Source organism: Pseudorhodoferax sp. Leaf274 (assembly GCF_001422445.1).
Lineage (GTDB): Bacteria > Pseudomonadota > Gammaproteobacteria > Burkholderiales > Burkholderiaceae_C > Pseudorhodoferax.
Map to the genome: position 1 here is coordinate 263,485 of NZ_LMNA01000023.1, position 25,617 is coordinate 289,101.

The window sequence follows — 25,617 nt, forward strand, 5'->3', positions numbered from 1 at the left end:
AACAAGGAGACACGGACATGTTGCGTTTTCCCCTTTCCGCCCTGCGCGGGCTGCTGGCCGCCTCGGCGCTGGTGGCCGCCACGGCCAGTGGCGCTGCCGAGCCCAAGCGCGGCGGCACGCTCTCCATCGGGCTGGCGCAGGACCCGGCCATCGTCGACCCGATCCGCACCGGCACCTTCACCGAGCGCCAGCTGTCGACGCCCGTCTACGAGCCGCTGTTCGACATCGACCCCAAGGGCAATGCCGTGCCCTTCCTGGCCGAGAGCTTCACGGCCAGCGACGACCTCAAGACCTGGCGCGTCAAGCTGCGCCCCGGCGTGAAGTTCCACGACGGCACGCCGCTGGACGCGGCCGCCGTCGCCGCCAACTTCGAGCGCACCGCCAACCCGGCCAACCGCTGCCGCTGCCTGGTGCAGATGACGGACTTCAAGGAGTGGAAGGTGATCGACCCGCTGACGGTGGAGATCGTGCTGGCCGGCCCCAACGCCGGCCTGCCGACCATCCTGGCGGACGCGCCCGGCATCATGGTCTCGCCCGCCGCGTTCAAGGCCGATCCGCAGGGCGTGGGCACCAAGCCGGTCGGCACCGGGCCGTTCAAGTTCGTCGAATGGGTGCGCAACAGCCGCTTCGTGGTCGAGCGCAACCCCGACTACTGGCAGAAGGGCAAGCCCTACCTGGACAAGCTGGTGTTCCGCGGCATGCAGAACTCCGAGACGCGCGAGGCGGCCTTCAAGTCGGGCCAGACCGACATCATCCTGCAGCCCTCGATGCACTTCATCTCGACCATGAAGACCGACAAGCGCCACGTGGTGCTGTCGCCGGCCGGCTTCGGTGCCGAAGGCGTGTACCTCAATGCCAAGAAGGCGCCGCTGGACGACATCCGCGTGCGCTGGGCCGTGGCGCACGCGATCGACCGCGACCTGCTGAACCGCACGCTGGGCTTCGGCGTGCCCACGCCGGCCTACAGCCCGTTCGGCCGCGGCATGGCCACGATCAAGCAGCCGGTCGACGTCTATCCGAAGTACGACCCGGCCAAGGCCAAGTCGCTGCTGGCCGAATACGGCAAGCCGGTGGCCTTCACGCTGAGCTACAACAACACGCCCGAGACGCGGCACCAGGTGCAGTCGCTGCAGGAGATGTGGGCGCAGGTGGGCATCAAGGCCGAGCTGGTGCCGCTGGACCAGAACCGGCTGGTGCAGAACATGTCGTCCAAGCAGTTCGAGGCCAGCATCTACCGCTACACCGGGCGGGCCGATCCGGACTCCAACACCTACGGCTTCTTCCACTCGCGCAGCGCCGAGATCAACCCCTCGTCCAACTATGGCGGCTACGCCAGCAAGCGCGTGGACGAGTTGCTGGAGCAGGGCCGCGCCACGGCCGACCCGGCCAAGCGCGCGGCCGTCTATTCCGAATTGGCCCAGGTGCTGGTCAAGGAAGTGATGCCCTACGCCTACCTCAACACCATCACCGACACCATCGTGACCAAGCCCTACGTGAAGGACCTGACCGTCGTGCCCGATGGCCTGGTGCGCTTCGCGGGCATGTGGCGCCAATGACCTCCAAGGAGCTGCCGTGAGCCTGCCTTCCTCCATTGCCGCGCGCCTGCGCTTGCCGCTGATCGCCGCGCCCATGCTGCGCGTGTCCGGCCCCGACCTCGTCTCGGCGGCCTGCCGCAGCGGCGTGATCGGCTCGTTCCCCACCGTCAACGCGCGCAGTGCCGACGAGCTCGACGCCTGGCTCACGCGCATCGCCGCCGAATGCGCAGCCGGCGACCGGCCGGCCGCGCCGGTGTGCCCCAACATCATCATGCGGCGCCAGGCCGACATGCTGGCCGAGGACGTGCGGGTGCTGGTCAAGCACAAGGTGGAGATGGTGATCGCCAGCGTCGGCTCGCCCGAGGCCGTGGTCCAGCCGCTGCACGACGTGGGCTGCCTGGTGTTCGCCGACGTGGCCTCGGTTCGCCATGCCGAGAAGGCGCTGGCGGTCGGCGCCGACGGCCTGGTGCTGCTCAGCGCCGGTGCCGGCGGGCAGACCGGCTGGGTCAACGGCATGTCGTTCGCGCGCGCGGTGCGGGCCATGTTCGGCGGCCCCATCGTGCTGTCGGGCGGCATCTCCGACGGCGAGGCGCTGTGGGCCGCGCGCGTGCTGGGCTGCGACCTGGGCATGATGGGCACGCGCTTCATCGCCACGCCCGAGAGCATGGCCGTGGACCGCTACAAGCAGATGCTGGTGGACAGCCGGCTCGACGACGTGATGCTGACGCGCGCGTTCACGGGGCTGGACACCAACATGCTGCGCCCCTCGGTGGTGGCGGCCGGGCTGGACCCGCAGCTGCTGGCCGGCCCGGTCACGCCCGAACGTGCGCGCGAGCTGTTCAGCGAACACGGCAAGGAAGCCAGCGGCCCCAAGCGCTGGGTCGACATCTGGAGCGCGGGCCACACCGTGTCGGCCATCGGTGCCGTGCAGCCCGTGGCCACGCTGGTCGACGGGCTGGAGCGCGAGTACCTGCAGGCACGGCGCGCCACGGCCGAGCTGCTGGCGGCATGAGGGGCGACGCCATGCAAGCGACCCTGTTTCGCAACCGCATCACCGCGCTGTTCGGCATCCGCCACCCCATCCTGCTCGGCGGCATGCACCAGCTGGGCCGCTCGGGCGTGGTGGCGGCCGTGGTCAACGCGGGCGCCATGGGCTTCATCACGCCGCGCAGCTTCGACGACCTGGCCGTCTACCGCGCCGACCTGCGCCGCTGCCGCGAACTGACGGGCGGCAAGCCCTTCGGCGTGAACCTCACGATCTCGCGCCGGGCCGGCTTCAACCGCGATGCGCCGGCCTGGATCGCCATCGCGCTCGAAGAGGGCGTGCGCCATTTCGAGAGCGCCGGCACCTCGCCCGAGGAAATCGTCGGCCCCATCCATGCCGGTGGCGGCGTGCTGATGCACAAGTGCCCCAGCGTGCGCCACGCGCTGACGGCCGAACGCCTGGGCGTGGACGCGGTGGCGCTGGTCGGCATGGAGGAGGGCGGCCATCCGGGCGCCAACCAACTGCCGACCTTCGTCAACGGCGCCGTGGCCGTGCAGCGCCTGCGTGTGCCCGTGGTAGTGGGTGGCGGCATCGGCAGCGGCCGGCAGATCGCCGCCGCGATGGCGCTGGGCGCCGAAGGCGTGGTCATGGGCAGCCGCTTCATGGTGGCCAGCGAGGTCGAGATGCATGTGGCGGTGAAGCAGCGCATCGTGGAACTGGACGAGCATGGCTCCATCGCCATCCTCGGAACGCTCAACGACACCTGGCGCGTGATGGCCAATGGCACGGCGCGCGAGGTGCAGAAGCTGGAGGCAGCCGGCGCGCGCCGGCACGAAGACTTCGGCGACCTGATCCTGTCCACGCGCACGCGCGAACGCGTCTACCGCGACGGGCGGGTGGACGAGGGCATCGTCTCGCTCGGCCCGGCCGGCGGCTTCGCCGACGCGATCGAGCCGGCGGGCACCATCGTCGCGCGGCTCGTGGACGAAGCACGCGCCGCCATGGACACCTTGGGCCAGCGCTGGGTGGCCGGCGATGGCGACAGGCTGGCGGCTTGAACCCGCGGTGTGCATCACATGAAGGAGACCGACATGAACCCCTCGACAAATCCTTTGGCCCCACGGCGCGGTCCGCATGCACGGCCTGCACGGCGCGCCGTGCTGCGCTTCGGCGCCGCGGCTGCCACGGCGGCGCTGTGGCCGCCGGCCCGCGCCGTGGCGGGCTACCCGTCGCGGCCCGTCACCATCGTGGTGCCGTCGGCGCCCGGCGGCGCGCTGGACCTGATCGCGCGCCGCCTGGGCCAGCGCCTGGGCGAGCGCTGGAACACCCCGGTCGTGGTCGAGAACAAGGCCGGCGGCGTGGGCACCATCGGCACCAACGCGGTGGTGCGTTCCAAGCCGGACGGGCACACGCTGCTGCTGATCAACGCGCCGCTGGTGCAGGTGCCCTGGCTCATGAAGCTGCCCTACGACCCTTTGACCGACCTGAGCGCGGTGGCGAAGATCGCCGATTCGTACAGCATGCTGGCGGTGCACAGGAACAGCCCGGCCAAGACGCTGGAGGAGTTCGTCGCCATGGTCAAGGCGGCGCCGGGCAAGCACAGCTTCGGCTCCTGGGGGCCGGGCACCAGCACGCACCTGTGGGGCCTGCTGCTGTCGCGCCAGGCCGGGCTGGACATGGTGCACGTGCCCTACAACGGCGCGGCGCCGATGGTCAACGCGTTGCTGGGCGAGCAGATCAGCTGCGCCTTCGTCGACGCGGGCAGTTCGCGCGCGAACGCTGCATCGCTGCGCTTCCTGGGGTCCATCGGCACGCGGCGCATGGCGGACCGGCCCGAGCTGCCCCTGCTGCGCGAGAAGGGCTACAGCGGCTTCGACCAGATCGGCTGGGCCGGCCTGTTCGTGCCGGCCGGCGTCCCGCGCGAGCTGCTGGTGCACCTGTCCGAATCCATCGCCCAGGCCATGCAGAGCCCGGAACTGGCCGCCAACGTCACGGCGCTGGCCATGGTGCCGGCGGCGATGCAGACCGACGAGTTCACCGCGCTGGTGCGCAGCGACCATGCGTTCTGGGGCAAGGTGATCCGCGATCTGGGGGTGAGCGCGAACAGTTGAGCGGCGTGGTGGCCGGCCGAGACCGGCACCGGGGCGCCACGACGAAGCCGGCACGTTGGGATCCGGCTCGATGCCCCCATGCCGCCCGGCGACGTCCGCCCATCGCGGCGCGGCATCGGCCAGTTGCCGCTCCGGCTGCAACCTTCGCGCGGCGCTTCGCGTTTCTGGGTTTGGATCGTCGTAGTTCTGGAAAGCCCGGGGCTGGAAGGGGCGATGCGCGGGCCAACGTCTCTATCCATTGCCTTCCGCAAACTCCCGCGCGACCTGGATGAATGCCCGGAACGCCGCCGGCGGGTTTTTCCTGCCGGGGTAGTACAGCGCCAGCGGAGGCAAGGCCGGCGTCCAATCTTCAAGGACGCGCACCAATCGACCTGCAGCGAGGTCGTCTCGAACGTCCGCCTCCATGATGTAGCCGAGCCCGACGCCACTTTGCGCAGCAATGCGGACCAGGCTCTGCTCATCGAGCGTGATGGCGCCCTGCACATCGATCTGGACGGCTTCTCCGTCCTTCTCGAACCGCCAACGGAACAATGCGTTGTTGGGGAGACGGGCGCGGATGCAGCGAAACCGGTACAGGTCGCTCGGCACGATGGGCTTGCCGTGCATGCGCAGGAAATCCGGCGATGCGACGACGGCGTTGCTGCGATACAGGCCCAGGGACAAAGGCACCATGTCGCTGGGCACCAGGTCGGCCGGCCGCAGACCCATGTCGAAGCCGGCCGCCACGATGTCGACGAGCCGCCCCTCCGTGACCAGGTCCACATGCACCTGGGGGTAGCGCCGCAGGAAGGTGAGGATGAGGGGTGCCATCACCTCTCGGGCCGCCGACGCGAAGGCATTGATGCGCAAGGTGCCGGCCGGGGTCTCCTGGAGCGACTGCGCCGCGTGCATGGCGTCGTGGATGTCGGTCATGGCCGGCCCCACCCGCTCGACAAACGACTTCCCTGCATCGGTGAGCGAGACGCTCCGCGTGGTGCGGTTGAACAAGCGAATGCCCAGGCGCTGCTCCAGCTTGGCGATGGCATTGCTCAGTGCCGTCGTGGACATGCCGAGCTCCAATGCCGCCGCGGTGAAGGAGCCTTTGCGGGCGACGCTCAGAACAGCATCGAGATCAGCCAGAACAGAGCGCGTCATTGTCCCGATATTCGAAATAGCTCATCCTACTTTGTCCCGATTGTCCCGGCAATCGTTCGGTCCTAAATTCCTTCTGTCGGCTCTGCAAAGGGCCAACGCCACAGCACCAAAGGCTATTTCTGTTCCAACCACTGGAGAGCTCCATGACTGTCAAATTGCCCGAGAGCATCGCGGCTTACTTCACGGCTGACCGCGACGGCGGCCCCGATGCGGTGGCTGCCGCGTTCACCGAAAACGGCGTCGTGACGGATGAAGGAAAGATCCACCAGGGCCGCGATGTCATCCGCCAATGGAAGGCTGGGACCACGCAGAAGTACACCTACACGATGGAGCCATTCTTCGTTGCCACCGAAGACGGCAAGACCCAGGTGACGTGTCACGTCGCCGGCGACTTTCCTGGAAGCCCGGTCGACCTGCGTTTCTTCTTCGTTCTCGAGAACGACAAGATTGCCCAGCTGGAGGTGACGGTATGAAGCCGTTTGTCACCCTGCAGGGCCGGCGGGCGCTGATCACCGGCGGCACCCTGGGTGCCGGTGCCGCCACCGTGGCACTGTTCCAGGAGCTGGGCGCTCGCGTGCTGACCACGGCGCGCACCAGGCCGGCGGACTTCCCCAGCGATGCATTCGTTGAAGCCGACCTGACCACCGAGCAGGGGGTTCAAGCCGTCGTCGAAGCGGTGCATCAAAAGCTCGGCGGCCTCGATATCCTGGTGAACGTTCTGGGCGGCTCTTCCGCCCCTTCGGGCGGCTTCGCTGCGCTCGGTGACGCGGAATGGGACAAGGAATTTGCCCTGAACTTCTATCCGGCCGTCCGGCTCGACCGAGCGCTGATCCCCGGCATGGTCGCCCAGGGCAGCGGCGTCGTCATCCACGTCACCTCGATCCAGAACCGCCTGCCCCTTCCGGAGGCCACGACGGCCTACGCTTCGGCCAAGGCGGCTCTCAACACCTACAGCAAGAGCATTTCCAAGGAGGTTTCTCCGAAGGGTGTGCGGGTGGTACGGGTGTCACCCGGCTGGATCGCCAGTCCAGGCTCCAACGGTCTGGCGCTGCGCATCGCGCAGGAGGCCGGCATCGGCTACGACGAGGCTGTGCAGGTCATCATGAAGTCGCTCGGTGGCATCCCGCTGGGGCGACCCGCCGACCCGAAAGAGGTGGCCGACCTGATCGCCTTCCTGGCCTCGGACCGGGCAACGTCCATCACCGGGTCGGAGCATGTGATCGACGGCGGCACTGTACCCACTGCCTGACACATGATCGACGGTGGAGCGGCCGTCACCGCCAGGCACCGGCCGATGGCGGCCACTCCAAAGCCACGCGCACGGTCGGGAGAACACATCAGTGGACGCCCATTGGCGGCGGCCTTTCCGATCAGACCTTGCGTGCGACCGCGCGCACCGCCAGTTCGGTTCGGCTGCGGGCGTGCAGCTTTTCCATGATGCGGCTCACATAGTTCTTCACCGTGCCTTCCGCCAGGAAGACGGTGGCTCCGATCTTCTTGTTGCTCAGGCCTTCGGCGATGAGCTGCAGGATGCGCTCTTCCTTGTCGGTCAGGGGTTCTTCCAGCGGGTCAGCGGGCCGGGCGGTGGCGGGCGTCGGGCTGGAGGGGCCGGCGGCAGGCAGCGCGGAGGCCAGCCGCCTGAACTCCTCCATGACCTTGCGCGCGACCGGCGGCGACAGCCGGGATTCGCCGCGCTGCACGGCGCGGATGGTCTCCAGCACCTCGTCTTCTGCGGCGTCCTTGAGCAAGTAGGCGCGGGCACCCGCGCGGATCGCCTCGAACACCAGGTCGTCATGGTCGAAGGTGGTGAGCACCACGATGCCCACCGCTGGCAGCCGGGCCGTGATCTCGCGCGTGGCCACGACGCCGCTCACGCGCGGCATCTGCAGGTCCATGACGACCACGTCGGGCTGCAACGCCAGGGCCTGGTCGATCGCGTCCTGCCCATCCACGGCTTGACCAACGACCTCGATGTCGGGTTCCACGCCCAGCGTCATGGCCAGGGCACGCCGGATCAATGGTTGGTCGTCCGCGATCAGCAGGCGAAGACGGCGGATCTGCGGTGCGGGACATTCGGTCATTCAGGATCTTTCGGGTCGGATGCGGGGCGTCGCGCACGCGTGCCCAGGCGCTCGTGCAATTCTCCGACCCATGTCGAAGGCAGCCGCGCCGTGAAGAAGCGCAGCATCGCGGCCACCGCCAGCGCCGCCTGTTCGGGTGGAAGGCCGGCGGCAGCTCCGACAGCACGGATCAATTCGTCGAGCATGGCAAGATGTTTCCCGTCCCCAATGTAGGCCACAGGGCCCCGTGCGCACAGTGACGACCGGCACCATGACGTCATCTTCTCGATCTCCCGCAGGCGGTGCTGGCTGGTTCGGCAAGTTGCATCCACGGCGTCATCTTGCCGCGGCGATCGGCTGGTCCATGCTGGCGGTGGTTGCGCTGGCGTCGCTGTTGGCCGGCCAACTGGCGGCGACGGATGCCGAGCGGTCCGCGCGCGACAGCACAGAGCGGCTGATGGCGCAGTTCGCCAGCCAGCTGCAGCACGGGCTGAACACGGGGCTGCGCACCCGGCTGGCTGTGGTGCAGGTCACGGCCGAGCAGATCGCAGTGTCCGGCGACCGCGCGCCGCGGGCGCTGCAACGCCACCTGGCAGCCGTGAGCGCGCAGTTCTCCGAATTCGCCTGGCTGGGCGTTCTCGGCACTGGCGGCGGCCTCGTTGCCGAGACAGGGAGTCCGCCGGGCGGCGCCGAAGCTGCGCAGCACGCGTGGCCCGTCGCGGCACGCACCGCGCCCTGGCTCGGCGATGCCCGGGACGTCGCACCCGGCGTGCGCGTCGTCGATGCGATGGCGCCACTTCCCGGCGGCGAGGTGCTGGCCACGCAGTTGCGCTGGGAGTGGATCGAACAGCTGTGCGGCAGCCTGCTGACCGCATTGGGCCAGCAACGCCAGATCGAACTGCTCCTGATCGGCCGCGACGGCACCGTGTTGACGGGCCCCGCCGCGTGGCGAGGGCGCTCTGCCGCAACAGCCGACCTCACGGAAGGCGGCCGCTTCGTCGTGGGGCGCCATGACCCCGCGCCCGTGGAAAGTGGCCCTGGCTGGTCGGTGGCGGTGCGACAGCCCGCCGCCATCGCGCTGGCCGGCGTGGAACGCTTGCGCCGCACGGTGTTGCTGACTGTGCTGGCGGCCGGCCTGTTGGCAGCGGTCAGCGCGCCGCTGCTCACGCGTTGGCTCACGCGCCGACTCGGTACGCTCGCCGAGCAGGCTCAGGACATGCGCCAGGGCCTGCGCACCGACATCGAGGCCCCGCCCGGCGAAGACGAGGTGAGCCGCATCGGTGCGACGCTTGCTGCGCTGGTGGCTCAGCTCCAGGGCGAGAAGGCGGCGCTGGCCAGGCTCAACGCGGAGCTCGACCGGCGCGTGGCCGAGCGCACGGCGCGCATCGAGGCCATGTCCGAAGAGGCCCGGCACGCCGCGGTCACGCGCGAGCGGCTGCGCCTCGCGCGCGACCTGCACGACACGCTGGCGCATTCCCTGATGGCGCTGCTGCAGCAGATCCGCCTGGTGCGCAAGCTGCGCGACCGCATGGCGCCGCAGGAGCTGGCCGATGAACTGGGCCGTGCCGAGGAAGTGGCGGCGGCGGGCCTGACGGAAGCACGTGCGGCGATCACCCAGATGCGCCATGGGACCGTGCGCGAGAACGGCCTGTCCTCCGCCCTGCGCGAGCTGCTGGCGCGTTTCGGCGAGCGCACCGGTGTCGCCACGCGGTTGTCGGCCGAAGGACCGGCCGCCGACTTGGCTGACGAGCGGGCCGAGACGCTGTACCGCATCGTCGAGGAGGCGCTGCGCAATGTCGAGCGCCACGCACAGGCGCGCACCGTCGCGGTGACGCTCGACGGCACGCAAGGCACGACCGTTCTGTGTGTGCGCGACGATGGCGTGGGCTTCGACCCGCAGGCCCCGCACCCCGGCCACTACGGCATGGTCGGCATCCAGGAGCAGGCCGCCCTGGTCGGTGCCGCACTCGCGGTGGACAGCAGCCCCGGCGCCGGCACCTCGCTGCGCCTGGAGTTCACGCCCTGAACATGCGCCGGGCGTGACCAAGGTCGTGCCCAGTTCGTGACGGCCGGCACTGACGGGCGCGGCGGCGCACTTCTAGATTCAACGCCGTGGGCAGACGCTGCGATGGTCGCAGCGCCAACGCCCCGCAATGCGATACCAAGGAGTGAACCATGGATCTGAAGACCACGTCCCGCCGCGCCACGTTGGGCGCGGTGACCGCCGCCTTCCTGCTGGCGGCCGCCACACTGCCGGCCCACGCGCAGGACGACCTGATCCTGCTCGAGAAGGAGCGGGTCACCATGTACCAGAACGGCGGCATTGGCCAGGACGAACAGGCCGCCATGCGCAAGACCGCCAAGGACTGGCCTCTGCGCATCGTCTTCTCCGAGCGCAAGGACAACGAATTCGCCGCCAACGTCAAGCTGTTCGTGACCGACCAGCGTGGCGCGCCCATGCTGCTGCTGGACCACGCCGGTCCGATGACCTACGCCATGCTGCCGGCCGGCAAGTACCGCGTCACGGCCACCAAGGGCGGCGTGACCGAGTCGCGCGAGGTGATGCTGGACGGCAAGCAGGGCCGCGACGTCTACTTCCATTGGGCCGGCAAGCCGAAGGTCGACCCCTGGGACGGCAAGCCCATCGGCGGCGCTGCGGCACCGGGCTGATCCATCCATCTGCGCAGCCAGGACAAGCCCCGCGTGACCCGCGGGGCTTTTTCTTGCCTGCAGCCGATGACCTTCGTCACACCACAAACGATGACGACGCGCACTGTGCGCGTGGAGACGGCCTTCCTACAGTGCTCCCACACCGGCGGCATCCGCTGCCGGGACCCATCCCGCCTGCAGGAGCACACATGGACAACAAGATCAGCAATGTCGCCGTCTACGACACCCACACCGACGCGGAACAGGCCGTGCGCACGCTCGCGCACGCCGGCTTCGCCATGAAGACCATCGGTCCCTTTCATCAGCTCTGGGCCTGTGTCATGAACTTCCGTCTTTTCCCCATTGCCGGCGCCGTGCTGGTGCTGTTCTCGCAGCTGCCTCTCGCCGCGCAGGCCCAGGCTCCGGAGCCCGCGGGCAAGCCCCCGGCCGAATGGATCCAGTACGACGACCTCAGCGTCTCGCCGGTGGTCGACGACGTGAGCCGGGCATTGGCCGCCGCCCGCCGCGCACTTGCTGCGCGGGACAACACCAAGGCTGCGGACGCACTGCACGACGCAGCCCGCGCGCTGCAGGCCCAGGCCGACCGTGCGGCGACGCAGGACCGAACCCAGGCAGCCGCGGACACCAAGGCCGCACGCGATGTGCAGATCCGCATGGCGGAGCTCGCTGGACAGATCGATGACACGGCCGCGCAGGTGCGCGCCGGCCGGCTTGCCAGCACCGCAGAGCTGGACCGCACGCTGGGCAAGGTGCAACGCGCGGACCTGGACCGCCGCTGGGTACTGACCGACGTCGAGACCTGGTATCCGCTCACGCAAGAGCCGCAGCGCCATTTCACGGCCGCACTGGCCGACTATGCGAGCAAGAAGTACCAGACCGCCGCCAGCGAGATGCGCCAGGCGTCCGCCTACCTGCGGCTGGAAGCGGCGCGCGCGCACGGCGATGCGAGGGCGGCGCTGGACGGCGCCGAGGCGCAGCTCGGCCGCACGGCCACGGCGTTGGACCGTGGCACCATCCGGACCGAAGGCGACCTGACCGCCGCCTTCGCCCGGGCCGACCACGCACTCGCCGTGGCGCACCGTGCACGTGCGGCCGAGTCGTGGACCCGGAAGGCCTACGGCCAGGCCGGCTACGAACTCAAGGCGGCCGCGCAGGGCCTGGAGAACGCAGCGACCTGGACCGGTGACGAGGCACGCATGGCCACCGCGGCGGCCACAGCCGACGCGCGTGCCGTGGGCGACAAGCTGGCCACCGGCGCGCACTGGACGCGTGCCGAGTTCGACAAGGGCCTTGCCGCGCTGCACGCAGGCCTGGCTCGGCTGGGCCAAGGCGGCACGACCAGAGCCATACCGGCCACGGGCCAACCGCAATGAGGCCAGTTCTCCACGCGCTACACCGGCAAGGTGTTGGCCAACCTGCGCACCGATGACGGCCAGCGCATGCGTTGCAGGCTGCATCTGGCCCAGCCGGCGCAAGGCATGGCGGGTGGCGGCGTCGGCGAATGCCAGCTGCAAGGCGGCGGCACGGTTCGCGCGCACTTTGAACTTCGGGTGGGACTCGCCGACAGCGCCGCAGATGTGGGCCACACGGCGCTGGAAGGCCCGACAAGGCGTCCCCTCACGCCACCTTGCGATCCCGCCCCGCCCAGTGCTGCTCGCGCAGCTTGTACTTGAGCATCTTGCCGGCCGGCGACAGTGGAATGGCGTCGGCGAATTCCACGCTGCGCGGGCACTTGTAGCCGGCGATCTGCGTCCTGCAGTGCGCGACGAGTTCGTCGGCCGTGAGCACCTGGCCGGCGCGCAGCACGACGACCGCGTGCACGCGCTCGCCCCATTGGTCGTCGGGCACGCCGACCACGGCGCACATCGAGACCTGGGGCAGCTGCGTGATGGCGTTCTCGACCTCGGCCGAATAGACGTTCTCGCCCCCCGTCACGACCATGTCCTTCAACCGGTCGACCACGTAGACGAAGCCTTCGTCGTCCATGCGGCCGCCGTCGCCCGTGTGCATCCAGCCACCGCGCAGGACCTCGGCCGTCTGTTCGGGCTTGTTCCAGTAGCCCTGCATGACCATGGGGCCGCGCGCGGCGATCTCGCCCACGGTGCCGTTCGGCACGGGGCAGCCTTCGGCGTCGACGATGCGCACCTCGGCGATCGGCACGGGGCGGCCGGCCGAGCGGCGGCGGTGCGCAGGCTGGTCGGGCGCATGGCACCAGGCGGGCAGCGCGGTGATGACGGGCGACAGCTCGGTCATGCCGTAGAGCTGGCAGAACCGCGCACGCGGCAGCTTCTTGAGCGCCTGCAGCAGCAGCGCGTCGTCGATGGGCGCGGCGCCGTACAGCACCAGCTGCAGGCTGGCGGTGTCGAACTCGGCGAAGCGCGGATGCTCGATGAGCCGCTTGAGCATGGTCGGCACCATGAAGGTCTCGCTGCAGCGCTCGCTCTGCAGCGCCTGCAGCACGGCCAGCTCGTCGAAGGCGGGGATGATGACCTGCCTGGCCAGCCGCATCATGAGCTGCAGCGTGAGGCCCGCTCCGCCGACATGGAACATCGGCGCCATGTTCAGGCCCACGGCTTCGTCGGGCCGGGCCGCGGCCATGTTGGCCGACAGCTGGCCCGCGTAGAGGTTGGTGTGCGACAGCATCACGCCCTTGGGCAGGCCGGTGGTGCCGCCCGTGTACATCACGGCGGCCAGGTCGCTGCCGCCGCGCCGCGCGTCGGCCATGGGCGTGGCCGCGGCCATCAGCGCCTGGGCGTCGGCGAAGCCCTCGGGCGCCGGGCCGTCGCCGAAATGCACCAGTGTCTGGAGGCTGGCCGACAGCTGGCGCTGCGCCGCCGCCACGGTGCCGAAGTGGCTGTCGGCGAGCAGGATGCGGGTGTCGCAGTCGTCCAGCGAATAGGCGACCTCGCGCGGGCTCCAGCGGATGTTGACGGGGTTGATGACGCCGCCGGCCCACCACGTGGCGTAGAGGTATTCGACATAGCGGTCGGAGTTCAGGCCCAGCATGCCGACGCGGTCGCCAGGCGCCAGGCCCAGCGTGCGCAGCACGGCGGCCAGGCGCGCGACGCGGTCGGCGAACGCGGCGAAGGTGCTGCGGCGCTCTCCGCAGACCAGGGCTTCGGCCTGGGGGCGTTCCTGCAGGGCCTTGTGCAGGGGTTGGGTCAGTTCCATGGGTTCACTCCAGCCGGATGTTCTTGTCCTTGATCACCCGGCCCCACACGGCCTGGTCGGCGCGCATGGTCTGCGTCAGCTGCTCGGGCGTGCTGCCGACCGGGATCACGCCCAGCGCCTCGATGCGCTGCTTCTGCGCCGGCTCGCGCACGACCTCGGCCACGGCCTCGGAGATGCGCTGCACGATGGGCGCCGGCGTGCCGGCCGGCACGAACATGCCGAACCAGCCGACCAGGTCCATCGCGGTGTAGCCCTGCTCGCGGAAGGTCGGCACGTCGGTGGCCAGCGGCGCGCGCGCCGTGCCGACCACGGCGATGGACCTGGCCTTGCCGGCCGCCACATGCGGCGACACGCCGCGCGCGGAGACGAACACCGCGTCCACGCTGCCGCCCAGCAGATCGGTGATGGCGGGCGCCTCGCCCTTGTAGGGCACGTGCAGCAGCTGGATGCCGGCGGCGTCCTGCAGCAGCTCCATGTACATGTGGGCACTGGAGCCGGCACCGAACGAGCCGTACGACAGCTTGCCCGGCGCGGCCCGCGCCTTCTCGACGAAGCCGGCCAGCGAGTCCACGCCCAGCTTGGTGCTGACCGTGAACACGATGGGCAGGCGGCCGGCCTCGGAGACCGGCGCGAAGTCCTTGAACGGGTCGTAGCCCACGTTGGCGTATAGCAGCGGGTTCTGCACGATGGAGGTCAGCGTGAACAGCACGGTGTAGCCATCGGCCGGCGCCCGCTGCACGGCCGTGAGCCCCAGGCCGCCGTTGGCGCCGGGCCGGTTGTCGACCACCACGCTCTGGCCCAGGCGCTTGCCCACGCCCTCGGCGACGATGCGCGCGAAGCCGTCCGTGGCGCCGCCGGCCGCATACGGCACGACCAGGCGGATCGGCCGGTCGGGCCAGGCGCCCTGGGCCAGGGCGCCGGCGCAGGCCAGGCTTGCGGAAAGTGCCAGCAGCGCGCGGCGGATCGGGTTCATGGGGTCTCCTCCTCGTTGTCGTTGTCGCTGGACCGAAGGCTGCTCAGATGCCGTGGAAGCTCGCCAGCTCGGCCAGCGGCGCGCGCGCGGTCTGCAGCGCGTCGACCGCATGGCCGCGGTCGGCATAGCCGATGGCCATGCCGCAGAACAGCATGCGGCCCTCGGGCAGTTCCAGGAAGCGGCCGATGGTCTGCGGGTACAGCGCCCAGCATTCCTGCGCGCAGCTGTCCAGGCCCTCCTCGCGCAGCAGCAGCATCACGCTTTGCAGCAGCATGCCCAGGTCGGACCACTGCGGCGGGCCCATCAGGCGGTCGACCGTGCAGAACAGCGCGAGCGGCGCGTCGAAGAACTGGAAGTTGCGTGCGAACCAGCGCAGCCGCGCGGGCTTGTCGTCGCGCGGAATGCCCAGGCTGGCGTACATGGCCTCGCCCACGGCGAAGCGCCGGTCACGGTAGGGCGAGGGCAACTGGTCGGGATAGACCTTGTACTCCGCGCCCTCGCCGTCGGGCGCTGGCGCCTGCAGCATGCGGTCGCGCATGGTGGCCTTGAGCGCATCGAGCCGCTCGCCGCCCACGGCGTGCAGGTGCCAGGGCTGCAGGTTGCCGCCCGAGGGCGCGCGCAGGGCCCGTTCGAGCACGCGGCGGATGACCTCGCCGGGCACCGGCTTCGGCTGGAAGGCGCGCACCGAGCGGCGGCTGGCGATGGCTTCTGAGACGTTCATTTCTTCTCTCCACGGGCGGGCACGGCCACACCCAGTTCGCGCGCCAGTTCGGCGCTGTGTTCGCCGGCATGCGGCGCATGGGCGCGCTGGGCGCAGTCGTAGGCAGAGAAGCGGACGGGCGGCCCCACCTCCAGGTAGTCGCCCTCGGTGGGGTGGGTGCGTGTCTTGAACAGCCCGCTGGCGATGAGCTGCGGATCGTTGGGCAGGTCGGCCACCTCGTTCACGCGCATGGCCGGCACGTTGGCGGCGCGCAGGATGTCCAGCCATTCGTCGGTGCTGCGCTCGGGCAGGATGCGCGCGGCGGCCTGGTACATCAGGTTCATGTTCTTGCGCCGCAGGTCCTTGTCTGCCAGCTCGGGGCGGTCCAGCGCCTCCGGGTGGCCGGCCGCGGCGAAGAAGCGCAGCCAGCGCTCGTCCATGTAGGGTGCGATGGCGATCCAGCCGTCGCGCGTTGCCATGGGCTGGCGGCTGGGGTCGATCTGGCGCGGGTACAGCGCCGGGCCCGTGGGCGGCACGAAGGTGGCGTCGCACAGGTGCTCCAGCAGGTTGAAGCTGGCGACGGATTCGAACATCGGCACCTCGATGCGCTGGCCCTCGCCGGTGCGCAGGCGGTGGACCACGCCGGCCATCACGGCATAGGCCGCGTGCAGGCCCGACACCTTGTCGGCCATGGTCATGGGCACGAAGCGCGGCGCCGGGTTGCCGTCGACCTTGGGTGGCAGCGAAGCCACGCCGGCGGCGGCCTGGATGATGTCGTCGTAGGCCTGCAGGGCCGCATAGGGGCCGCGCTGGTCGAAGCCGGTGCAGTGCACGTACAGGATGTCGGGCTTGATCGCCTTCACCTCCTCGTACGACAGCCCGGCCCGGGCGATGGCCTCGCTGCGCACGTTGTGCACGAAGATGTCTGCCGTGGCCAGCAGCGCGCGCATGGCGGCCTGGCCGTCGGCGCTCTTGAGGTTCCAGTCCACCGAGCGCTTGCCGCGGTTCAGGCGCAGATGCACCGGGCTCATGCCGGGTGTCTTCGCCGGCGTGCCGATGATGCGGGTGTGGTCGCCCTCGGGTGGCTCGACCTTGATCACCTCCGCGCCCAGGTCGGCCAGGATCTGGGTGCAGTAGGGGCCGAAGATCACGGTCGTCAGGTCGACGACGCGCAGGCCTTCGAGCATGCGGGGGGAAGCGGACATGGGTCTCCTCGAATACAGGTGGTGCCGGGATCATCGCCGCGGCGTTGGAAAGTCCTTGTCGCGGGCGCATCCTAGGGACAACCCGCTGGCGGACTCAATCGTCCGTTCCGACGATGTGCCCCCTTGAGGGGCCTGCCTACGATGCGGCCGTTCTGCGGGCAGCCTGCCCGGGACACCCTCAGAAGAGCGGGAGACTTCGAATATGGACCATGGTGTTTCGCGGCCGCTGCGCCGTTTCCTCAAGGCTGGTGTGGCTTTGGCGATGGGCGTGGCGCTGGCCGGTGCGGCCCAGGCGCAGAAGAAGTACGACACGGGTGCCACCGACACCGAGATCAAGATCGGCCACCTGGTGCCCTACAGCGGCCCGGTGTCGGCCTACGGCACCATCGGCAAGGCCATCAACGCCTACTTCTCCAAGCTCAATGCCGAGGGTGGCATCAACGGCCGCAAGATCAACTTCCTGTCGCTGGACGATGCCTACACGCCCTCGCGCACGGTGGAGCAGGCGCGCAAGCTGGTCGAGCAGGACGAGGTGCTGCTGATGTTCGGCACGCTGGGCACGGCGCACAACATGGCGATCCAGCGCTACATGAACGCCAAGAAGGTGCCGCAGCTGTTCGTGGCCACCGGCGCCACGCGCTTCGGCGACCCCAAGGCCTTCCCGTGGACCATGGGCTGGCAGCCGACCTACCAGGCCGAGGGCACCATCTACGCCCAGCACATCCTGGCCACCAAGCCGAACGCGAAGATCGGCATCCTGATGCAGAACGACGACTTCGGGAAGGACTACCTCAAGGGCTTCCTGGACGGCCTGGGCGACAAGGCCAAGACCATGGTCGTCTCCCAGGTCACCTATGAGGTGACCGACCCCACGGTGGACAGCCAGCTGGTGGCGCTCAAGTCCTCGGGCGCCGACGTGTTCTTCTCGATCACCACGCCCAAGTTCGCCGCCCAGGCGATCCGCAAGGTGGCCGAGATCGGCTGGAAGCCCACGCACTACCTGGCCAGCGTGTCGCAGTCGGTCACCTCGGTGTTCAAGCCGGCCGGCTTCGAGAACGCCAAGGGCGTGATCTCGGCCGCCTACCTGCGCGATCCCTCGGACTACAAGGACACCAAGGAAGTGCAGGAGTACCTGGCCGTGATGGCCAAGTACTACCCGGGCGGCGACCCGAACGATTCGCTCAACGTGCTGGGCTATTCCTCGGCCCAGACGCTGGAGTTCGTGCTGCGCAAGGCCGGCGACAACCTCACGCGCGAGAACATCATGAAGATCGCGGCCAACATGTCGATGACGCTGCCCATGCTGTACCCGGGCATCGAGATCAAGACCAGCCCGGACGATTTCCACCCCATCGAGAAGATGCAGCCGCAGCAGTTCGATGGCACGCGCTACGTGCCGATGGGGCCGGTGCTGGGGCGTTGATCGGCCGTTGAGCGGCCGATGAGTGGCCGATGCGTGGCCGGCAGGGAGCTGCCGGCCCGCGCAATCGTCCGATCCGACGACGCCCGCTTGGGCGCCCGCGCCTAGCATGCCTGCGCGCCGCCATGCCGGGCCCCGCCGGGCAGCCTGGGCGGCATTCCAGAAGAAAGAGGAACACACCATGGCATCCCCCCTGTTCGGACTCATGCAGGACCGCCCGCTGCTGATCTCGTCGCTGATCGAGCACGCGGCGCGCTTCCACCCCAAGGCCGAGATCGTCTCGCGCCTGCCCGAAGGCGGCATGCACCGCACCGACTGGGCCGGCATCCGCAGCGAGGCCTGCAAGGTGGCCAACGCCCTGAAGCAGTTGGGCGTCGGGCAGGGCGAACGCGTCGGCACGCTGGCCTGGAACAGTTACCGCCACCTGGCGCTGTACTTCGGCGTCTCGGGTTCGGGCGCCGTGCTGCACACCGTCAACCCGCGGCTGTTTCCCGAGCAGATCGAGTACATCGTGAACCATGCCGAAGACCAGGTGATGTTCTTCGACACCAGCTTCGCGCCACTGGTGGAGAAGCTGGCCTCCAGGTTCAAGACCGTCAAGGCCTTCGTCTGCATGTGCACGCGGGACGCCATGCCCAAGATCGACGTGCCCAACCTGCACTGCTGGGAAGACCTGATCGGCGGCCAGAGCGATGCCTACACCTGGCCCGAATTCGACGAGCGTACCGCCTCGTCGCTGTGCTACACCTCTGGCACCACGGGCAACCCCAAGGGCGTGCTGTACTCGCACCGCTCCACCATTCTGCACACGCTGATGGAACTGGCGCCCGACACCTTCGGCATCAGCTCGCGCGAGACCGTGATGCTGATCGTGCCGATGTTCCACGCCAACGCCTGGGGCACGCCGTACGCCGCCGCGATGGTCGGCTGCCGGCTGGTGCTGCCCGGCCCGCACCTGGACGGGCAGAGCGTCTACACCCTCATGCGCGACGAGAAGGTCACCTTCTCGCAGGGCGTGCCCACGGTCTGGCTCATGCTGTTCCAGTACCTGGACGCCAACCCCGACATCGACCCGAAGAAGCTCGGCATGCAGCGTGTGGGCATCGGCGGTGCGGCCGTGCCGCGCGCGATGCTGGAACGCTTCGAGAACCAGTTCGGCGTCGAGGTCACGCAGGGCTGGGGCATGACCGAGACCAGCCCCATCGGCGTGATCAGCAAGCTGCTGCCCAAGCACGACAGCATGTCCGGCGAAGAGCTGGTCAAGGTCAAGCTCAAGCAGGGCCGCGGCGTCTGGGGCGTGGACCTCAAGATCGTCGACGACGAAGGCAAGGTCCAACCGTGGGATGGCGAGGCCTTCGGCCACCTGCGCGTGCGCGGCCCGTGGATCGCCAGCGGCTACTTCAAGGGCGAGGGCGGCTCGCCCATCGACGAGGAGGGTTACTTCAGCACCGGCGACGTGGCCACCATCGACACCGACGGCTTCCTGCAGCTGGTGGACCGTGCCAAGGACGTGATCAAGTCCGGCGGCGAGTGGATCTCGTCCATCGACGTCGAGAACGCCTGCATGAGCCACCCCGGCGTGGCCGAGGCCGCTGTCATCGGCCTGCCGCACCCCAAGTGGCAAGAGCGCCCGCTGCTGGTGGTGGTCAAGCGCCCCGGTGCCGAGGTCGACCGCCAGAGCGTGCTGGACCACCTGGGCCAGCGCATCGTCAAGTGGTGGATGCCGGACGATGTGGTGTTCGTCGACAGCCTGCCGCACACGGCGACGGGCAAGCTGCTCAAGACGCAGCTGCGGCAGCAGTTCAAGGATTACAAGCTGGCGGATTGAACGTCACCGCACGCTGAACGGCGACTGGTACGGCCGCCCGAACGCCACGCCGGCCACCACCGTGCCGGCCGGCTTCAGGTGCATCTTGCCGGTGCGCTTGTTGCCCATGCTGTCGACGAACTCGACCGGGCCCTCGACCAGATCAAGGAACGACAGATCGGCCGGTGCGCCGACCTGCAGCGTGCCGTGCTTCGGGATGCGGCCGATCACGCGCGCCGGCGCGGCCGTGGACATGGCCACCACCTCGGGCAGCGACAGGCCCAGCCCGACCAGCTTGCTCATGACCCAGGGCAGGTAGGGCATGCCCGGGCTGTTGCCCGAGAAGGCGTGGATGTCCGACGAGATCGTGTCGGGCATGGCGCCCTGGGCCATCGCGGCCTCGGCGATGGTGTAGTCGAAGCTGCCGCCACCGTGGCCGATGTCGAAGATCACGCCGCGGCGCTTGGCCTCCAGCGCGGCCGGCAGCAGCTTGCCGTCCTGCACGATGTTCGTGCCCTCGCCAGCGTTGTTGCGGGCACCCGAATAACAGTGCGTGAGCACATCGCCGGGGCGCAGCGCATCCAGGATCTGCGACATCAGCGCCTTCTCGGACACGCCGCCGATGTGCGCCATCACGCGCGCCGGCACGCCGGCCATCTCGCAGGCCGCGATCGCGCGCTTGAGCGGCTCCAGGCCGTGGCGTGCGACCACGTTCTCGCTCATGCGCACCTTCACGCCCAGGACCATGTCGGCGTTCTCGGCCACCACGCGCGCGGCGGCGTCGGGCCGCGCGTAGTCGATGTTGAACAGCTCGGGCACCGGAAAACCGGCCAGGCCCACGATGCCGATGTGCACGAAGGCGAACTGCCGCGTCCGCGAGCCCGGTGCGATGAAGCGCCGGAACGCCGCGAAGTTGTTGGCGCCCGCATCGCCGGCCGAGACCACGGTGGTCGTGGCCTGCAGTGCCACGAGTTCATCGGCCGGGATGCCGATGGCCGAGCCGTAGGGGTAGCTGTGCGCGTGCAGGTCGATCAGGCCCGGCGTGACCAGCTTGCCGCCGGCGTCCAGCACGCGCTGCGCGCGCTCGGGGGCGATGGAAGCCTCCACGGCGGCGACCAGGCCGTGGCGGATGCCCACGTCGCGCTGGCCCGACAGGTTCTGCGACGGGTCGAGCACATTGGCGTTGCGCACCAGCAGGTCGAACTTGTCGTTGGGGCCCATGGCGGCCAGGGAAAGGCCCGGCAGGGCCATGGCGGGGCAGGCCAGCAGTCGGCGGCGTGTCAGCATGCGTGTCTCCTCTTGGTGGTGGGAATGCCATGGCCGGCACGCGCATGCCTCTGGCCGCAGCGGCGTGAGTCTAGGGGGCAGATGCCTGCCTGGGTAGCATCGCCGCATGCCCTTGCCGCATTTCGCGACTCTGACCCACCATGCCGACCCGCTGGCCGACGGCATCGCGGCAGAGCGCGACTGGGCTCAGGCCGTCGCCAAAGGTGTTGCACCGCAGGCCCACCTATGGCAGGGCGTGCCGGGATGGGCCGTGCCGGCCAGCTATGCCCGCGCGCCTGGCTGGGCCGGCTGGCAGGCGCCGCTACCGCGTCGAGGCACTGACCAGTGTGGCGGCCGAGGCATCGCGCGCGGGCCAGGCGCCGGGCGACTGGCCGCAACGGCTGGCGCAGGCGCTGCGCGTGCAGGGCCTGGCCGGCATCCCCTGAACATCCAACAAGGAAACACCATGGTCCTGCTCGAATTCCAGATGTCCCCGCGCGCCGAAGGCGACAGCGTGAGCGCCTACGTGGCCCAGATCATCGACATCATCGACCGAAGCGGCGTGCCCTACCAGCTCACGCCCATGGGCACCATCCTCGAAGGCGAATGGGACGAGACCTTCGCCGTCGTGAAGGCCTGCTTCGACCATCTGCGCGAGGTTGGCTGCAGCCGGATTGGCCTGCACCTCAAGGTGGACTGGCGCGAGGGCCCGGCCGGTCGGCTGCAGGCCAAGACGGCCAAGGTGGCGCAGCTGCTGGGCCGCAAGCTGCGCACCTGAGGCCGCCGGCCTGGCCTGCCTGTTTTGCAGGCACCGCGCCGCAGCCCGCGCCGGGCAAGGATTCCGGACGCTTCCCACGCGGTTGTCCACAGGCTTGCCCACGGTGTCCATGGACAAGTCGGGGGGGGGCCGGTCACTCGATGTTCTGCACCTGCTCGCGCATCTGCTCGATCAGCACCTTCATGTCCACCGAGATGCGCGTGAGTTCGAGCGCCGCGGACTTCGAACCCAGCGTGTTGGCCTCGCGGTGCAGTTCCTGGATCAGGAAGTCGAGCCGCTTGCCGAGTTCGCCGCCCTTCTTGAGCAGGCGCTCGATCTCGTCGAGGTGCGAGTCCAGCCGGGTGATCTCCTCGGCCACGTCGATGCGGATCGCGAAAGCCGTGGCTTCGCTCAGCGCGCGGTCCTGCGCGGCTTCGGGCAGGGTGGCGCCATCGGCCAGGGCCATGGCGTCCTTCCAGCGGTCCAGGAAGCGCTGGCGCTGCTGTTCCACGAGCTGCGGCACCAGCGGCAGGGCCTGCGCCGCCAGGGCCCGCAGCTGGCCCAGGCGCTCGTTCAGCATCGCCGCGAGGCGGGCGCCTTCGCGCTGGCGCGCGGCCAGCAGTTCCTTGAGCACCTTCTCGGCCAGCGGCAGCACCTGCTCGTCGAGTTCGCCCGTGCCATGCTGTTCGGCGGAAGACAGCCGGATCACCTCGGCCACCGACAGCGGGGTGGCGTTCGGCAGCCAGGAGCGCACCTGGTCCTGCACGCCGTTGAGGCGCTGCAGCAGCCGCGGCGTGGGTTCGGGCACGCTGCCCGCGTCGATGCTGTCGATGGACGCGCGCAGCTCGACCTTGCCGCGCTTGAGCTTGGCCGTCAGCAGTTCGCGCAGCGCGGGCTCCTGCTGGCGCAGCTCGTCGGGCAGGCGGAACGCGAGGTCGAGGAAGCGGCTGTTGACGGCGCGGATCTCGATGCCAAGGCGGCGGGACGGGGCGCTTTTGGCGTCGTGTTCCGCAGTGTTACTGGCGCCACTTTGCTGGGCGCTTGCGTAACCGGTCATGCTGTAGACTGGCATGAGAACGTTTCTGGTCGTTGCAAAGGCCAGAGAATAACGGCTTCCACCACTCGCGACGATTGCAGCCCCTTCCATGACCAAGAGCAAGCCGGCGCCGTTGCGGCCCGAGACCGTCATCGGTGGCTACCGGGTCGTGCGCAGGCTCTCGTCGGGTGGCTTCGGCATGGTGTACCTCGCCATCGACGGCGAGGGCAACCATGTGGCGGTCAAGGAGTACCTGCCGTCCTCGCTCGCTTCGCGCGACCCTGGCGAGACCTTGCCCAAGGTGCCGCCCGAGAAGCTGTCGCTGTACCGCTTGGGCCTCAAGAGCTTCTTCGAGGAAGGCCGCTCGCTCGCGCAGATCGCGCACCCGTCGGTGGTCAGCGTGCTGAACTTCTTCCGCGAGAACGAGACCGTCTACATGGTCATGAACTACCTGGAAGGGGCGACCCTGCAGGACTTCATCATCACCTCGCGCGAGTTGAAGCGGCCCAAGGTATTCCGCGAGTCGACCATCCGCTCGCTGTTCGACGAGGTGCTGCGCGGCCTGCGCATCGTGCACCAGCACAAGATGCTGCACCTGGACATCAAGCCGGCCAACATCTTCATCACCGACGACGACAAGGCCGTGCTGATCGACTTCGGCGCGGCGCGCGAGGTGCTGAACAAGGAAGGCAACTTCATCCGGCCGATGTACACGCCGGGCTTTGCAGCGCCCGAGATGTACCGCCGCGACGCCACCATGGGGCCGTGGACCGACATCTACGCCATCGGCGCCTGCATCTACGCCTGCATGCTGGGCTTTCCGCCTGCCGAGGCGCCGCAGCGGCTCGAGAAGGACCGCATCACCATGTCGCTGTCGCGGCTGCGCGGGGTGTACTCCGACAACCTGATCGAGGTGGTCGAGTGGTGCATGGCGCTGGATCCGCTGTCGCGTCCGCAATCGGTGTTCTCCTTGCAGAAGGAGCTCAGCCGCGAGGGCGAGCGCCGCTACACCAAGCTGTCCGTGGGCGAGAAGATCCGGATGCAGTTCGACACGCTGGTGTCGGACGGCAAGAAGGGCGGTGCAACGCCCGCCGGGTCGAACGACAAGACCTCTCGATGAGGTTTTCGGTCTTCCAGGTCAGCCGCCGCGGTGGCCGGGCGAAGAACGAGGACCGCATGGGCTACTGCTACACGCGGGAGTCCGGCCTGTTCGTGCTGGCGGATGGCATGGGCGGCCATCCCGAGGGCGAGGCCGCGGCCCAGCTCGCGGTGCAGACGGTCTCGTCGCTGCACCAGCAGCAGGCCACGCCGCAGCTGGCGCAGGCGGGCGATTTCCTGGTGCATGCGCTGCTGGCGTCGCACCGGCGCATCCTGCGCTACGGCGAAGAGCGTGGCCTGGCCGACAAGCCGCGCACCACGCTGGTGGCCGCCGTGGTGCAGGGCGACAGCGTGACCTGGGTGCATTGCGGCGATTCGCGGCTGTACCTGGTGCGCGGCGGCGCGTTGCTGGCGCGCACGCGCGACCATTCCTATCTCGAACAGATGCCGCCCGACATGGCCCGCGCGGGCCGGGTCAGCCGCAATGTGCTGTACACCTGCCTGGGCTCGCCCGTGGCGCCGGAATACCAGGTGACGGGGCCGCTGCCGCTGCAGCGCGGCGACAAGCTGCTGCTGTGCTCCGATGGCTTGTGGTCCAGCGTGAGCGACGAGCGCATCGTCGCGCAGCTGAGCGCCGCGCCGGTGGCGCAGGCGGTGCCGGAGCTCGTGGAACAGGCGCTGCGCGCGGCCGGCGAGAGCAGCGACAACGTGACCGCGCTGGCGCTGGAGTGGCAGAACGCCGATGCTTTCGTCTCCACGCGCGGCCAGGCGGCCGACGCGTTCGCCGCCACGGTGCAGGGCGTGGACCCCAAGGCGGCCGTGCCCGAGCTGGACGAGGCCGCCATCGACCGCTCCATCGCCGAGATCAACGAGGCCATCCGCCGCACGGCCGCCCGCCGGATCTGACCGTGCGGCGCGCGCGGCCTTCGCGCTTGGCGACAATCGCCCCATGACTGAATTTGCAAGAACCGGCGGCCGTGCCGCCGACCAGCTGCGTCCCGTGCGCATCACCCGTGGCTTCACCGTCCATGCCGAGGGCTCGGTGCTGATCGAGTTCGGCCAGACGCGCGTGCTGTGCACGGCCTCGGTCGAGGAGAAGGTGCCGCCGCACAAGAAGGGCAGCGGCGAGGGCTGGGTCACGGCGGAGTACGGCATGCTGCCGCGCGCCACCCACACGCGCAGCAGCCGCGAAGCCGCCAAGGGCAAGCAGACCGGCCGCACGCAGGAGATCCAGCGGCTGATCGGCCGCTCCATGCGCGCGGTGTTCGATCTGAACCGCCTGGGCGAGCGCACCATCCACCTCGATTGCGACGTGCTGCAGGCCGACGGCGGCACGCGCACGGCGGCCATCACTGGCGCCTTCGTGGCCGCGCAGGACGCCGTCGGCAAGCTGATGGCCCAGGGCAAGCTGGCTGCCTCGCCCATCGTGCAGCCGGTGGCGGCGGTCTCCGTCGGCATCGTCCAGGGCACGCCGCTGCTGGACCTCGAATACGTGGAAGACTCTGCCTGCGACACCGACATGAACGTGGTCATGACCGGCGCCGGCCACTTCGTCGAGGTGCAGGGCACGGCCGAGGGCGCGGCCTTCACCCGCGCCGAGATGGACCAGCTGCTGCAACTGGCCGACAAGGGCATCCAGGAACTGATCGCGCTGCAAGCGGCTGCCTTGGCCGCCGTGGCGGGTTGAGG

The 25,617-nt window shown here is 69.4% G+C and carries 25 protein-coding genes; 16 read left to right on the forward strand and 9 right to left on the reverse strand.

Features of this window, described 5'->3' with window-relative positions:
• The first annotated feature begins 17 nt into the window (after positions 1–17).
• From ASF44_RS18455 to ASF44_RS18470, 4 genes are read left to right on the forward strand one after another with little or no spacing between them, the layout of a single operon-like run.
• Positions 18–1,556, forward strand: a complete 1,539-nt coding sequence (locus tag ASF44_RS18455; protein WP_056900685.1) for an ABC transporter substrate-binding protein — start codon at positions 18–20, stop codon at positions 1,554–1,556.
• 16 nt (positions 1,557–1,572) lie between these two features.
• Positions 1,573–2,547, forward strand: a complete 975-nt coding sequence (locus ASF44_RS18460; RefSeq protein WP_056900686.1) for a nitronate monooxygenase family protein — start codon at positions 1,573–1,575, stop codon at positions 2,545–2,547.
• An 11-nt stretch (positions 2,548–2,558) separates the two neighbouring features.
• On the forward strand, positions 2,559–3,578 hold the full coding sequence (locus ASF44_RS18465; protein WP_056900687.1) for a nitronate monooxygenase family protein: 1,020 nt from the start codon (positions 2,559–2,561) through the stop codon (positions 3,576–3,578).
• Between the two features lie 33 nt (positions 3,579–3,611).
• Entirely contained in the window at positions 3,612–4,631 is a 1,020-nt protein-coding gene (locus ASF44_RS18470) for a tripartite tricarboxylate transporter substrate binding protein (RefSeq protein WP_162243837.1), read from the forward strand.
• A gap of 231 nt (positions 4,632–4,862) precedes the next feature.
• Here the strand turns inward: ASF44_RS18470 and ASF44_RS18475 are convergent, their stop codons facing one another.
• Positions 4,863–5,765 carry a LysR family transcriptional regulator gene (locus tag ASF44_RS18475; RefSeq protein WP_056900689.1) on the reverse strand — a complete coding sequence of 301 codons (903 nt, stop codon included), beginning with the start codon at positions 5,763–5,765 and terminating at the stop codon, positions 4,863–4,865.
• 143 nt (positions 5,766–5,908) lie between these two features.
• Between ASF44_RS18475 and ASF44_RS18480 the strand changes: the two genes are divergently transcribed.
• Positions 5,909–6,238, forward strand: coding sequence for a nuclear transport factor 2 family protein (locus ASF44_RS18480; protein WP_056900690.1), 330 nt, complete (start codon positions 5,909–5,911; stop codon positions 6,236–6,238).
• A complete protein-coding gene (locus ASF44_RS18485; protein WP_056900691.1) occupies positions 6,235–7,014 on the forward strand; it encodes an SDR family oxidoreductase in 780 nt (259 codons plus the stop codon). Before ASF44_RS18480 ends, ASF44_RS18485 begins: the two co-directional genes overlap by 4 nt.
• 121 nt (positions 7,015–7,135) lie before the next feature.
• Here the strand turns inward: ASF44_RS18485 and ASF44_RS18490 are convergent, their stop codons facing one another.
• Together ASF44_RS18490 and ASF44_RS31950 are read right to left on the reverse strand one after the other, a co-directional pair.
• Positions 7,136–7,846, reverse strand: a complete 711-nt coding sequence (locus ASF44_RS18490) for a response regulator transcription factor (RefSeq protein ID WP_056900692.1) — start codon at positions 7,844–7,846, stop codon at positions 7,136–7,138.
• Complete coding sequence (locus ASF44_RS31950) at positions 7,843–8,031, reverse strand: hypothetical protein (RefSeq protein ID WP_156374585.1); 189 nt, start codon at positions 8,029–8,031, stop codon at positions 7,843–7,845. Before ASF44_RS31950 ends, ASF44_RS18490 begins: the two co-directional genes overlap by 4 nt.
• A gap of 158 nt (positions 8,032–8,189) precedes the next feature.
• On the opposite strand from ASF44_RS31950, the gene ASF44_RS18495 reads away from it, so the two are divergent.
• The 3 genes from ASF44_RS18495 (at position 8,190) to ASF44_RS18505 (ending at position 11,868) form a co-directional block, all read left to right on the forward strand.
• Positions 8,190–9,851, forward strand: coding sequence for a sensor histidine kinase (locus tag ASF44_RS18495; protein WP_056900693.1), 1,662 nt, complete (start codon positions 8,190–8,192; stop codon positions 9,849–9,851).
• Between the two features lie 149 nt (positions 9,852–10,000).
• A complete protein-coding gene (locus ASF44_RS18500; protein WP_056900694.1) occupies positions 10,001–10,495 on the forward strand; it encodes a hypothetical protein in 495 nt (164 codons plus the stop codon).
• Between the two features lie 188 nt (positions 10,496–10,683).
• The gene (locus tag ASF44_RS18505) at positions 10,684–11,868 is read left to right on the forward strand and encodes a hypothetical protein (RefSeq protein ID WP_056900695.1); all 1,185 of its coding nucleotides are present in this window, start codon (positions 10,684–10,686) and stop codon (positions 11,866–11,868) included.
• Between the two features lie 244 nt (positions 11,869–12,112).
• On the opposite strand, the gene ASF44_RS18510 is transcribed toward ASF44_RS18505, so the two are convergent.
• From ASF44_RS18510 to ASF44_RS18525, 4 genes are read right to left on the reverse strand one after another with little or no spacing between them, the layout of a single operon-like run.
• Positions 12,113–13,666, reverse strand: coding sequence for a long-chain fatty acid--CoA ligase (locus tag ASF44_RS18510; protein WP_056900696.1), 1,554 nt, complete (start codon positions 13,664–13,666; stop codon positions 12,113–12,115).
• A 4-nt stretch (positions 13,667–13,670) separates the two neighbouring features.
• Complete coding sequence (locus ASF44_RS18515; protein WP_056900697.1) at positions 13,671–14,639, reverse strand: tripartite tricarboxylate transporter substrate binding protein; 969 nt, start codon at positions 14,637–14,639, stop codon at positions 13,671–13,673.
• A gap of 43 nt (positions 14,640–14,682) precedes the next feature.
• A complete protein-coding gene (locus ASF44_RS18520) occupies positions 14,683–15,360 on the reverse strand; it encodes a nitroreductase (protein WP_056900698.1) in 678 nt (225 codons plus the stop codon).
• Positions 15,357–16,544, reverse strand: a complete 1,188-nt coding sequence (locus ASF44_RS18525) for a CaiB/BaiF CoA-transferase family protein (RefSeq protein WP_056900699.1) — start codon at positions 16,542–16,544, stop codon at positions 15,357–15,359. Before ASF44_RS18525 ends, ASF44_RS18520 begins: the two co-directional genes overlap by 4 nt.
• 262 nt (positions 16,545–16,806) lie before the next feature.
• Between ASF44_RS18525 and ASF44_RS18530 the strand changes: the two genes are divergently transcribed.
• Together ASF44_RS18530 and ASF44_RS18535 are read left to right on the forward strand one after the other, a co-directional pair.
• Positions 16,807–17,967, forward strand: coding sequence for an ABC transporter substrate-binding protein (locus tag ASF44_RS18530; RefSeq protein WP_235579275.1), 1,161 nt, complete (start codon positions 16,807–16,809; stop codon positions 17,965–17,967).
• A gap of 178 nt (positions 17,968–18,145) precedes the next feature.
• Positions 18,146–19,792: a 3-(methylthio)propionyl-CoA ligase gene (locus ASF44_RS18535; protein ID WP_056900701.1), complete on the forward strand. Its 1,647-nt coding sequence runs from the start codon at positions 18,146–18,148 to the stop codon at positions 19,790–19,792.
• A 3-nt stretch (positions 19,793–19,795) separates the two neighbouring features.
• Here the strand turns inward: ASF44_RS18535 and ASF44_RS18540 are convergent, their stop codons facing one another.
• Positions 19,796–21,058 carry an amidohydrolase family protein gene (locus ASF44_RS18540; RefSeq protein ID WP_056900702.1) on the reverse strand — a complete coding sequence of 421 codons (1,263 nt, stop codon included), beginning with the start codon at positions 21,056–21,058 and terminating at the stop codon, positions 19,796–19,798.
• A gap of 263 nt (positions 21,059–21,321) precedes the next feature.
• On the opposite strand from ASF44_RS18540, the gene ASF44_RS31955 reads away from it, so the two are divergent.
• Together ASF44_RS31955 and ASF44_RS18545 are read left to right on the forward strand one after the other, a co-directional pair.
• Positions 21,322–21,483: a hypothetical protein gene (locus ASF44_RS31955; RefSeq protein ID WP_156374586.1), complete on the forward strand. Its 162-nt coding sequence runs from the start codon at positions 21,322–21,324 to the stop codon at positions 21,481–21,483.
• Positions 21,484–21,503: 20 nt separating this feature from the next.
• A complete protein-coding gene (locus ASF44_RS18545; protein ID WP_056900703.1) occupies positions 21,504–21,815 on the forward strand; it encodes an MTH1187 family thiamine-binding protein in 312 nt (103 codons plus the stop codon).
• A 133-nt stretch (positions 21,816–21,948) separates the two neighbouring features.
• Here the strand turns inward: ASF44_RS18545 and ASF44_RS18550 are convergent, their stop codons facing one another.
• Positions 21,949–22,866, reverse strand: a complete 918-nt coding sequence (locus ASF44_RS18550; RefSeq protein WP_082524880.1) for a YicC/YloC family endoribonuclease — start codon at positions 22,864–22,866, stop codon at positions 21,949–21,951.
• Positions 22,867–22,939: 73 nt separating this feature from the next.
• Here ASF44_RS18550 and ASF44_RS18555 point away from each other — a divergent pair, with 73 nt between their 5' ends.
• From ASF44_RS18555 to rph, 3 genes are read left to right on the forward strand one after another with little or no spacing between them, the layout of a single operon-like run.
• A complete protein-coding gene (locus ASF44_RS18555; RefSeq protein WP_056900705.1) occupies positions 22,940–23,950 on the forward strand; it encodes a serine/threonine-protein kinase in 1,011 nt (336 codons plus the stop codon).
• Positions 23,947–24,834 carry a PP2C family serine/threonine-protein phosphatase gene (locus ASF44_RS18560; protein WP_056900706.1) on the forward strand — a complete coding sequence of 296 codons (888 nt, stop codon included), beginning with the start codon at positions 23,947–23,949 and terminating at the stop codon, positions 24,832–24,834. Before ASF44_RS18555 ends, ASF44_RS18560 begins: the two co-directional genes overlap by 4 nt.
• Positions 24,835–24,877: 43 nt before the next feature.
• Complete coding sequence (gene rph / locus ASF44_RS18565) at positions 24,878–25,615, forward strand: ribonuclease PH (RefSeq protein ID WP_056900707.1); 738 nt, start codon at positions 24,878–24,880, stop codon at positions 25,613–25,615.
• Positions 25,616–25,617 lie beyond the last annotated feature (2 nt).

Excerpts from the sequence above, each read along its gene's own strand:
- ASF44_RS18550 (WP_082524880.1), bottom strand. The coding sequence starts at position 22,866 with ATGCCAGTCTACAGCATGACCGGTTACGCAAGCGCCCAGCAAAGTGGC.
- ASF44_RS18470 (WP_162243837.1), top strand. The coding sequence starts at position 3,612 with ATGAACCCCTCGACAAATCCTTTGGCCCCACGGCGCGGTCCGCATGCA.
- ASF44_RS18510 (WP_056900696.1), bottom strand. The coding sequence starts at position 13,666 with ATGGAACTGACCCAACCCCTGCACAAGGCCCTGCAGGAACGCCCCCAG.
- ASF44_RS18485 (WP_056900691.1), top strand. The coding sequence starts at position 6,235 with ATGAAGCCGTTTGTCACCCTGCAGGGCCGGCGGGCGCTGATCACCGGC.
- ASF44_RS18500 (WP_056900694.1), top strand. The coding sequence starts at position 10,001 with ATGGATCTGAAGACCACGTCCCGCCGCGCCACGTTGGGCGCGGTGACC.
- ASF44_RS18520 (WP_056900698.1), bottom strand. The coding sequence starts at position 15,360 with ATGAACGTCTCAGAAGCCATCGCCAGCCGCCGCTCGGTGCGCGCCTTC.
- ASF44_RS18475 (WP_056900689.1), bottom strand. The coding sequence starts at position 5,765 with ATGACGCGCTCTGTTCTGGCTGATCTCGATGCTGTTCTGAGCGTCGCC.
- ASF44_RS31950 (WP_156374585.1), bottom strand. The coding sequence starts at position 8,031 with ATGCTCGACGAATTGATCCGTGCTGTCGGAGCTGCCGCCGGCCTTCCA.
- rph (WP_056900707.1), top strand. The coding sequence starts at position 24,878 with ATGACTGAATTTGCAAGAACCGGCGGCCGTGCCGCCGACCAGCTGCGT.
- ASF44_RS18490 (WP_056900692.1), bottom strand. The coding sequence starts at position 7,846 with ATGACCGAATGTCCCGCACCGCAGATCCGCCGTCTTCGCCTGCTGATC.
- ASF44_RS18525 (WP_056900699.1), bottom strand. The coding sequence starts at position 16,544 with ATGTCCGCTTCCCCCCGCATGCTCGAAGGCCTGCGCGTCGTCGACCTG.
- ASF44_RS18555 (WP_056900705.1), top strand. The coding sequence starts at position 22,940 with ATGACCAAGAGCAAGCCGGCGCCGTTGCGGCCCGAGACCGTCATCGGT.
- ASF44_RS18515 (WP_056900697.1), bottom strand. The coding sequence starts at position 14,639 with ATGAACCCGATCCGCCGCGCGCTGCTGGCACTTTCCGCAAGCCTGGCC.
- ASF44_RS18465 (WP_056900687.1), top strand. The coding sequence starts at position 2,559 with ATGCAAGCGACCCTGTTTCGCAACCGCATCACCGCGCTGTTCGGCATC.
- ASF44_RS18530 (WP_235579275.1), top strand. The coding sequence starts at position 16,807 with ATGGGCGTGGCGCTGGCCGGTGCGGCCCAGGCGCAGAAGAAGTACGAC.
- ASF44_RS18480 (WP_056900690.1), top strand. The coding sequence starts at position 5,909 with ATGACTGTCAAATTGCCCGAGAGCATCGCGGCTTACTTCACGGCTGAC.
- ASF44_RS18535 (WP_056900701.1), top strand. The coding sequence starts at position 18,146 with ATGGCATCCCCCCTGTTCGGACTCATGCAGGACCGCCCGCTGCTGATC.
- ASF44_RS18495 (WP_056900693.1), top strand. The coding sequence starts at position 8,190 with ATGCTGGCGGTGGTTGCGCTGGCGTCGCTGTTGGCCGGCCAACTGGCG.
- ASF44_RS31955 (WP_156374586.1), top strand. The coding sequence starts at position 21,322 with ATGCCCGCGCGCCTGGCTGGGCCGGCTGGCAGGCGCCGCTACCGCGTC.
- ASF44_RS18545 (WP_056900703.1), top strand. The coding sequence starts at position 21,504 with ATGGTCCTGCTCGAATTCCAGATGTCCCCGCGCGCCGAAGGCGACAGC.
- ASF44_RS18560 (WP_056900706.1), top strand. The coding sequence starts at position 23,947 with ATGAGGTTTTCGGTCTTCCAGGTCAGCCGCCGCGGTGGCCGGGCGAAG.
- ASF44_RS18540 (WP_056900702.1), bottom strand. The coding sequence starts at position 21,058 with ATGCTGACACGCCGCCGACTGCTGGCCTGCCCCGCCATGGCCCTGCCG.
- ASF44_RS18455 (WP_056900685.1), top strand. The coding sequence starts at position 18 with ATGTTGCGTTTTCCCCTTTCCGCCCTGCGCGGGCTGCTGGCCGCCTCG.
- ASF44_RS18505 (WP_056900695.1), top strand. The coding sequence starts at position 10,684 with ATGGACAACAAGATCAGCAATGTCGCCGTCTACGACACCCACACCGAC.